Below are 7,606 nucleotides of genomic sequence, written 5' to 3'. Positions count from 1 at the left end.
CGCTTCGGCGCAGGCCAACGCCTGGGTGAAGCTGAACAGCAGAGTGAGGTTGCAGTGGATGCCCTCCTTCTCCAGTGCTTCAGCGGCCTTGATGCTCTCCCAGGTGGAGGCGATCTTGATCAGCACCCGCTCCTTGCTGATCCCGGCATCGGCATAAAGACCGATCAGTTTGCGAGCCTTCTCGATCGTGGCCTCGGTGTCGTAACTGAGCCTGGCATCCACCTCAGTGGACACCCGTCCGGGGACGATCTGGAGGATCTCCTTGCCGAAGGTGACGCAGATCTCATCGAGAGCTTCCAGCACCACCGCTTCAGCGGGAGCTGTGGCACCGATCACCGTTCTGGAGGCCTTCAGGGATTCATCAATGAGTCGCTGATACAGAGGAATCTGAGCGGCCGCCAGGATCAGGGATGGGTTGGTGGTGGCGTCACGGGGGGTGAACTGCTTGATCGCTTCCAGTTCACCCGTGTCAGCGACAACCACGGTCATGGAAGCGAGTTGATCGAGCAGGTTGGGCATGTCCCCAAGCATTGGCGTCTAGGACGAGGCTAGCCAGGCAGAGCCGAGTCCACCCGGAGCGTCCTCAACCCCGCACCGTTGGCTGGCCGGCTGGCTTCTTGCGTGTACTGGGCAGAACTTTCTCCAGCACGAGCAGGGCTTCGATGATCTCCTTGGCCGCCGGAACCGCCACGGTGGAGCCGTAAGCATTGCCCCCCTGGGGTTCATCCACCACCACAAGCACCACAAAGCGGGGATCGTCGATCGGTAGGTGGGCCACGAAGCTGGTGATCCGTGCTCCCGGGATGTAGACCCCGTTGAGGGCCTTCTGGGCGGTGCCGGTCTTTCCACCGATGCGGTATCCGGGCACCTGAACGCCCTTGCCACTGCCTTTCTCCACGACCGTTTCCAGCCAGGCCATCACCTGCTTGGTGACGGCAGGTTGCATGAGCTGCAGGCCGCTGGCGGCAGTGGCTTGAGCCAGGCTGTCGCCGGAGCGCAGGCCGCGGGTGATGTGGGGGCTCACCAGACGCCCACCGTTGGCGAGCATGGCGTGCAACTGCAGGAGCTTCAGCGGGGTGAGCGCGAACCCCTAGCCAAAAGCGGCCGTGGCCGGTTCGATCGGCTTGGTGGTGAACTGCTCGCGCGTCTTGAGCTCTCCCGCCACGGCCCCTGGCAGATCGGTATCTGGAACGGTGTCGATGCCGATCCGGCGCATCCACTCCCAGTAGATGGAGGGCTTGAGCCAGCGCATGGTCTGCACCATGCCCACATTGCTGGACACCTGAAGCACGGTGGCGAAATCCAGAATGCCGTTGGCCCTGCGGTCGTGGTTAAAGATCGGCCAACCTCCGATTGTGAGCTGTCCCACGTCGTTGACGGTGCCATTGGGCTGGATGGCCTTCTCCTGCAGGGCGATCGCCAGATTGATCGGCTTGAAGGTGGAGCCCGGCTCATAGAGATCCTGCACCGACCATTCGCGGAACAGCCCCGGAGAAAACTTCCAGAACTTGTTGGGCTCGTAGCTGGGAATCGAGGTGAGCGCCAGCATCTCGCCGTTGCGCACATCCATCACCATGGCGGAGCCCCGCTTGGCTTTCCACTGCTTCAGCTGTCTGGCGAGTGCCTGCTGGGCCACCTGCTGCAGGCGGGCGTCAAGGGTGAGTTGCAGCCGCAGATCATCGGTGTAAAGGACCCCGGCCTGGAGTCCGTCGGGTAATGGAGTGCCGTCGGCGCCGCGGCGCATCTGACGCGTCGTTTCCTGACGGCGCAGGTCTTTGTCACGGCTCTGCTCAAGTCCCGCCTGGGCCACCCGCTCCAGATTGAGGAACCCCACCACATTGGCGAACAGCTGACCCTGCGGGTAGATCCTCTGGGGGTAGGGCTCGAGGTCAAGACCACTGATGCCGAGCTCACGCAGACGACGGGCTGTTTCCGGATCGAGATCAGTGGCGAGTTTGACCCCGGTTTTGCGGCCGTCGATCGTGCGCATGAGATCCGCTGCAGGCACCAGGAGCACTTTGGCGAGCTTCTCAACCGTGTCGGAGCTGCTGCGGATCAGGTTGGGATCGTCACCGGGAAAGTTGAAGTAGCGGGGATGGGCCCACAAGGTGAAGCGTTCCTCATCAAGGGCGACCAGCCTGCCCTTGCGGTCGACGATCGGCCGGCGCTTGCCGATCGGCTTCGTCTTCTGGGTCTGGATCGCCCGGGCCCGCTGTTGCAGACGGTCGCCCTCCTTGACCTGAAGCCAGGCCAGTCGTCCAGCCAGGCCTGCCAGAGCCAGGCAGAGCGTGAGATAGACGGTGAGCAAGCGGCCCGCCGGCACCGGTTGCAGCTGGATCACCCGGCGCCGGCTGCTGCGCGGATTGTCCGCCTCGGTGGAGCTGCGTCCCCCTCCATGGAGGGGAATGGGGGGTGATCCAGTGGCGGAGCGACGCACCACCCTCAGTACCCGGCCCGAACGATCTGAGGGTCGAGGCTGATCCGGCTCAGCTCCACGCTGAGCGAGCGGGGATCGAGGGATTGGAGGTTGAACGGCTTGAGCTGAGGCTGGCTGGCACTGGGTGTGGGACGGCTCTCAGGGGTCTTGGAGCTGGGGGAGGGCAGATGAATCAGGCGCTGGAGGCTTGTGGGCACCAGGAGGCCGGGACGGCGAGCCATCGCCAGATGGTGCTGCTCCAGCACCGCGGTGGATTCCTGCAGGCGATGTTCCAGCACCTGGGTCGACTCCAGTCGCTCAAAACTGCGAGTCCACTGTCCCTGCCAGTGCAGGGTGAGAGCGGTAAGGCCCACCATCGAAAGGCCGAGGGCCACGAGCAGGCCATCGGAGGCCCTGTGCAGACCCGCCAGCCAGGGGGACTGGCGCACCACGCGCCGGGCGGAGAAGGAGCCCTGGATGAGCTCCAGGGAGCGGCGCCTGAAGAAGGGCTGGGGCGATGGAACGGCGACCACCGGTACCTGACGAATCTCCGCAAGTGAACCATGGGGCGCAAGGGGCAGCAAGCCGACGATCAGCGCGCCAGCAACAGCAGGTTGGTGAAGGTGAGTCCGTTCCAGAGGGCGTGGAGACCCACGCAGGTGCTCAGGCGGCCACTGCTCAGGCGCAGCCAGCCCAGACCCAGGCCCAGGGTGAACAGGGGCGGAAATTCTCCGAGGCTGAGGTGGGCGATGCCGAAGACCATGCTGCTGATCAACACCGCGGGCAGGGGCCCGATCTCCCGGCCCACCACCGGCAGCAGAACCCCTCGGAAGATGGTTTCCTCGAACAGCGGGGCCAGCACGATGGCCGTAAAGGCGAAACAGGCGAGGGTCAGTCCGTTGCCGCTGCGCAGCACAAGTTCCAGCAGGGGATTGCTCCCGCCGACATCGCTCCAGAAGTGCTGCTGCAGCCAGCCCACCAGTGACACCAGGGGCAGCACGATCAGCAGGTACTTCATCGACTTGCGCAGAACTGAGCCCAGCGGCCGCCAGCGGAACTGCAGCCAGCCGCCCTCCGGGGCCTCGCCCCCCGAGCGCAACAGAACCAAAAGCATCAGCAGCGGAGCGGCCATCAGACCGAGGTACATGGTGAGCACCGTGACGCCATCGGCGAGGGGAGGCTTGATCGCCAGTGCCGAGAGAGTGGCCTGCAGCAGAGGACCCAGCAGCACCGGCGTGAGCACTTCCCCCAGCAGCACGAACCCTCCGGCGATCAGAAGCACCACATCGATCAGCCCCAGGTCGGGGCCGACCAGGTCCGGCAGGGGAGCTTGCTTGCCACGCCAGCGCAGCCAGCCTTCCCGCAGCAGCAGCAGCAGTCCGGCCAGCAGGGCCAGGGCGGGCAGCAGATTGATGCCCAGCAGCTGCAGCAGGGCCCGTCGCTCGGCGGCCGGCTCGGCGCAATCGCTGACGTCGCCCAGCACCTGGCAGCTCAGCCGCCGCACCAGTGGGTCCTGGAGCATGCCCACCGCCTCGACGGGCCAGCTGCCGCCCTGGGGCACCTGGAGCAACTGCTCGATCAGGGCCCGATCGTCAGCGGTGGCAAGCCGTTGCAGCTGAAGCAGCAGGGGGCGTGCGGCGGCAGGCTGCCCCTGGCGCAGTTGCAGCAGCGCCCGCTCCAACAGGCTGATCCCGGCCTCCCGATCACCGGCGGCCTGGGCGGCCCCTGAGGCCGTGGTGCTGTCGCCGCTCTCCTCTGCCTGCTGCTCCAGCTCCGCCAGCAACAGGGCTCCTGGGTCAACGCCCACCAACAGCGGCCGCAGCGATGGCGGAACCGCCGGGGCAGCCAGAGCACTCAGCTCCAGTTGCCGCCGGGACAGGTCGTTACCCACCGATGGGCGCTCCAGACTCTCCAGCAGCCCGTTGAGCCAGAGCAGCAGGCTCAGCACAAGGCTGACCATGGCCAGCCCCACTTTCAGGGATCCGGCCCGTCCTCGCCCTCCTGTTGCCACCCCAGCTCCTCGCAATCGAGCGATTCTCCCCCGAGCCCGATTGGTGGCCAGCATCGGTCGCGGCCCTGAGCTGTGTTGGGATCCCTCCCATACGATGACGGCGCTTCCAGCTCCAGACCTCGTGCCCCTTCGGCTCCTGCTTGTCCGCCATGGACTCAGCAGCTTCAACACCGAGCGCCGCATCCAGGGCCGGGATGATCTCTCCTGCCTCACCGACGAGGGCCACAGCCAGGCCCGCCTCACCGGCGCAGCGCTGGCGGACCTTCACCTCGATGCCGTCTACAGCTCCCCCCTGAGCCGGGCCGCCGCCACCGCTGCCCAGCTGCTGGAGGCCCAGGGGGGCGGCCTCAGCGCCGAGTTCGACGACGATCTGCTCGAGGTGGACCTGGCCCCCTGGTCCGGCCTGCTGGGCAGTGAGGTGAAAGCACGATTCCCCGAGGCCTACCGCCTCTGGAGAGAGGCTCCCGATCAGCTGGAACTGGAGCGCTCTGATGGAAGCCGATTCCGGCCGATTCCTGAGCTGATGGACCAGGCCCGCCGCTGGCTGGATCGCCTGGAGCGTGAGCATCTGGATCAGGCTGATCAGTCGGGAAAGGATCTGACCACGGTGCTGGTGGTGGCCCACAGCGCCATCCTGCGCTGCCTGGTGCTGCAGCTGCTGGGGTTGCCCGCCAGCCGCTTTCAGGGACTTCGCCTTGAGAACGCCTCCCTCTCCGTGTTCAACCTGCAGCGTCAGGCCGGCGGCGGCGTGCAGGTGCAGATCGAATCACTCAATGTCACCGCCCACCTCGGCAACGGGTTGCCGCCGAAAGGCGCCGGGGCGCGTCTGCTGCTGGTACGCCACGGCGAAACCGACTGGAACCGCCAGGGTCGCTTCCAGGGGCAGATCGACATCCCTCTCAATGTCAATGGTCTGGCCCAGGCACGGTCGGCGGCCGACTTCCTCAGCGACGTACCGATCCAGAGGGCCTTCACCAGCTCGATGGCCCGGCCGCGCCAGACCGCCGAAGCCATCCTCACGGCCCACCCCGGGGTGCTGCTCAGCAGCCAGGAGGGCCTGGTGGAGATCGGACATGGCCAGTGGGAAGGGCGCCTGGAGCAGGAGATTTCCCAGGCCTGGGGGGAGTTGCTGCAGCAGTGGAAAGACGCGCCCCACACCGTTCAGATGCCCGAAGGTGAGAATCTCCAGCAGGTCTGGGATCGCTCCCTGGCTTGCTGGAGTGGCCTCGCCGATGGCCTGGAGGCGGATGAGACTGCCCTGGTGGTGGCCCATGACGCCGTCAACAAGACGATCCTCTGTGCCCTGCTGGGTCTCACCCCAGCTGACATCTGGATGGTCAAGCAGGGCAACGGCGGGGTGAGTGTGATCGACTGGCCGCCGCCGGACAGTGCTGGCCGAGCCCTGCCGGTGGTGACCTGCCTGAACCTCACCACCCACCTCGGAGGCGTGATCGACCGCACCGCAGCCGGTGCCCTCTGATGTCGGCCCAGCTCCTGCAGGATGTCCAGTTGCTGCAGGGGCCCGACCAGCCGCTCCAGAGCAGCGATGTGCTGCTCGAGCAGGGCGTGATCACAGCACTTGGTGCCAGCGCCTGGGACGGGGCGGTGCGGCTCGGCCTGGCAGCGCAACCCGCTGGCTCCTGGCTGCTGGCACCGGCGTTGGTCGATCCCCACAGCGTCCTGGAGGAACCCGAGGACGGCCGTGCCGAAACCCTTGAGAGCCTGGTCCGCTCAGCCGCGGCGGCCGGCTACGGCACCGTGGCGCTGCTGCCGCGGGCCCGCAACTGGCGCGATCGCCCCGAATGCCTCCGCCTCGCGGCGGAGCCCCCCTTCGAGCTGCGGCTGTGGGGGGGATTCAGCCTCGGGGGCCGCGGGGAAGAACTCTCTGCCCACGCCGATCTGCTGACCGCCGGTGCCCTCGGACTGGCGGAGGAGGGGGAGCTGCCACCGCTGCCGCTGCTGGAACGGGGACTCAGCATCGGCGAATGCGCCGATCGTCCCGTGCTTCTGGCACCGCGGAACGCCAGCCTGGATCACGGCGGCTTCGTCCGTGAAGGGGTGGAGGCTCTGCGGGCCGGCTGGCCCCTGGATCCTCAGCTGAGCGAAACCATCCACCTGCAGAACCTGCTGGCGCTAGCGACCTCACTCCCCCAGTTGAACCTGCGCCTGGCGAATCTCTCCACTGCCGCTGGCGTGAAGTTGCTGCGGGCGGCCGATCCGGCGCCGATGGCCACGGTCTGCTGGTGGCATCTGGTGGCCGACAGCGGCAGTCTCGATCCTGTGGCCGAGGGCTGGCGGCTGGTGCCCTCCCTGGGCACCCCCGAGGATCGCCGTGCCCTGGTGGCGGCCTTGGCCGATGGGGTGATCGGTGCGGTGGCGGTGCACCATCAACCGCTCGATCCCGAGGAGCAGTTGTTGCCCCTGGATCAGCGCCGGCCTGGTCTGGCGGGTCACCGCTATGTGCTGCCTCTGTTGTGGAACCAGTTGGTGCGGGAGCAGGGCTGGAGCCCCGAAGCGCTCTGGCAAGCCCTGTGCTGGGGGCCGGCCCGGCTGCTCGATCTGGAGGAGCCACGGCTCCAGTGCGGCTCCAGGCGCTGGCTCCTCTTTGACCCGGACATGGAGTGGATCCCCAGCGCCGATAGTCATGCCTCCAAGGCGGCCAACCAGCCCCTGGGGGGCGAGGTCCTCAGGGGCCGGGTGCTGGCGACGGGGCTGCTGCCCCGGCTTTGGCTGGGACCCCGCTGAGGGGATCCGGAGCCCCCAGGGGACCTGTGCGATCCAGCGGCCAGAAGCGGTAGAAGGCCCTGCCAATGATCTCCTTGCGGGGCAGGAAGGGACCACCGGGCCAGAAGCGTCCGTCCCAGCTGTTGGCGCGGTTGTCGCCGAGGGCCAGCACGGTCCCAGGGGGCACGACAGTGTCGAGGGTGCGGCAGGGACCGATGCCCTGGCTGTCGATCGGGCAGAAGTTCTCGACGTAGGGCTCGCTGATGGCCTTGCCGTTGATGCTCAGCTGCCCGCGTGGGTTGACCACCACCCGGTCGCCGGGGATGGCCACCACCCGTTTGATGTAGGCATCGCACGCGGGCTCCTGGAGGCCCGGGAGCGAGCCGATCAGGGGGAAGTTCACCAGCAGGAAGCCCAGGGGGCTCGGGCTTCGATTGGCCTGCAAGGCGGGGTCG

Annotated in this window: 6 protein-coding genes and 1 pseudogene; 2 read left to right on the top strand and 5 right to left on the bottom strand. The window is 67.1% G+C overall.

What is annotated here, in order from left to right; genetic code table 11:
* The 4 genes and pseudogenes from KBY78_RS14190 to KBY78_RS14175 form a co-directional block, all read right to left on the bottom strand.
* Positions 1 to 519: transaldolase family protein (locus tag KBY78_RS14190; RefSeq protein ID WP_315856674.1), on the bottom strand; the 519-nt coding region annotated here is incomplete at its 3' end.
* Positions 520 to 583: 64 nt separating this feature from the next.
* A pseudogene (locus KBY78_RS14185) lies at positions 584 to 2,338 on the bottom strand (peptidoglycan D,D-transpeptidase FtsI family protein).
* 104 nt (positions 2,339 to 2,442) lie between these two features.
* On the bottom strand, positions 2,443 to 2,949 hold the full coding sequence (locus tag KBY78_RS14180) for a hypothetical protein (protein ID WP_255144138.1): 507 nt from the start codon (positions 2,947 to 2,949) through the stop codon (positions 2,443 to 2,445).
* A 59-nt stretch (positions 2,950 to 3,008) separates the two neighbouring features.
* Positions 3,009 to 4,376 (bottom strand): CPBP family intramembrane glutamic endopeptidase, encoded by a 1,368-nt coding sequence (locus KBY78_RS14175; RefSeq protein ID WP_255144137.1) that lies wholly within the window; start codon positions 4,374 to 4,376, stop codon positions 3,009 to 3,011.
* A 172-nt stretch (positions 4,377 to 4,548) separates the two neighbouring features.
* Between KBY78_RS14175 and KBY78_RS14170 the strand changes: the two genes are divergently transcribed.
* Positions 4,549 to 5,907 carry a histidine phosphatase family protein gene (locus KBY78_RS14170; protein WP_255144136.1) on the top strand — a complete coding sequence of 453 codons (1,359 nt, stop codon included), beginning with the start codon at positions 4,549 to 4,551 and terminating at the stop codon, positions 5,905 to 5,907.
* Positions 5,907 to 7,172 carry a dihydroorotase gene (locus KBY78_RS14165; protein WP_255144135.1) on the top strand — a complete coding sequence of 422 codons (1,266 nt, stop codon included), beginning with the start codon at positions 5,907 to 5,909 and terminating at the stop codon, positions 7,170 to 7,172. The genes KBY78_RS14170 and KBY78_RS14165 overlap by 1 nt, the downstream gene beginning before the upstream one ends.
* On the opposite strand, the gene lepB is transcribed toward KBY78_RS14165, so the two are convergent.
* Positions 7,114 to 7,606: signal peptidase I (gene lepB, locus KBY78_RS14160; protein WP_255144134.1), on the bottom strand; the 493-nt coding region annotated here is incomplete at its 5' end. The genes KBY78_RS14165 and lepB overlap by 59 nt on opposite strands.

The sequence above is a fragment of the Synechococcus sp. EJ6-Ellesmere genome (genome assembly GCF_024345875.1).
GTDB classification, from domain to species: domain Bacteria; phylum Cyanobacteriota; class Cyanobacteriia; order PCC-6307; family Cyanobiaceae; genus Regnicoccus_A; species Regnicoccus_A antarcticus.
This window is presented reverse-complemented; position numbering and strand designations above follow the sequence as displayed.